This is a genomic window from Microbispora sp. CL1-1, from assembly GCF_012034195.1.
Classification (GTDB): Bacteria; Actinomycetota; Actinomycetes; order Streptosporangiales; family Streptosporangiaceae; genus Microbispora.
This window is the reverse complement of the sequence record NZ_JAATEK010000144.1, coordinates 1-941: the sequence shown is the minus strand read 5'-3', so window position 1 is coordinate 941 and position 941 is coordinate 1. Positions and strand designations below refer to the sequence as shown.

Annotated in this window: 1 protein-coding gene; it reads right to left on the bottom strand. The window is 67.7% G+C overall.

All coding sequences use genetic code 11. The features are described 5' to 3' along the window. A partial coding sequence (locus HCK04_RS40340) for an ABC transporter permease (protein WP_142652779.1) occupies nt 1–911 on the bottom strand: 911 nt, incomplete at its 3' end. Nucleotides 912–941: the final 30 nt, after the last annotated feature.

The following is a 941-nucleotide window of genomic DNA, read 5'->3' as shown; positions in this document are numbered from 1 at the left end:
CGCTGCAGGAGCACGGCGATGACGATGATCGCGCCCTTGGCGACGAGCTGGTCGGCGGTGTTCAGACCGTTGAGGATGAACAGGTTGGTGATCACCGTGAAGATCAGCAGACCCAGGATCGACCCGATGATCGTGCCCCGGCCGCCGCTCAGCAGCGTCCCACCGATGATCACCGCCGCGATCGCGTCCAGCTCGTACAGATCACCATGCGTGGACGACCCCGTCGTGGTCCGCGCCATGATCAGCACCGCGGCGATCCCGCAGCACAGACCCGACAGCGCGTACAACATCAGCGTGTGCTTGCGCACGTCGATACCGGCCAGCCGCGCCGCCTCGGGGTTGCCGCCCACCGCATAGGTGCGCCGGCCGAACGTCGTACGGTTCAGCACCACCCAGCCGATCAGCACCACCAGCGCGAACACGTACACCAGCAACGGCAGCCCGAGCAGCCGCGTGGTCGACAGGTCCACGATCAGCGAGTTGTCCGGCTGCACCAGCTGCGTGCGCTGGTTCGACATCCGCTGCGCCAGGCCACGCCCGGCCACCATCATCGCCAGCGTCGCGATGAACGGCACCATCCGCCCATAGGCGATCAAAATGCCGTTCAACAGTCCCGCGCCGGTGCCGACCAGCACCGCGCACACGATCATCACGATCGGCCCGTAGGACTGCGTGGCCAGCGTCGTCGCCCACACCGAGGCCAGCGCCATCAACGCCCCGACCGACAGGTCGATGCCACCCCCGATGATCACGAACGTCATCCCGACCGTGATCACACCGATCGTCGAGGCCAGCGCCAGAATGCTCACCAGGTTGGACGAGGTGGCGAAGTTCTCCGGCCTGGTCACCAGACCCACGATCGCCAGCAGCACCAACGCCGCGACCAGCCCCAGGTGCCGGACCTCGCCCAGCCGGCCGAACCGCCCGCCCGGACCCGCCGC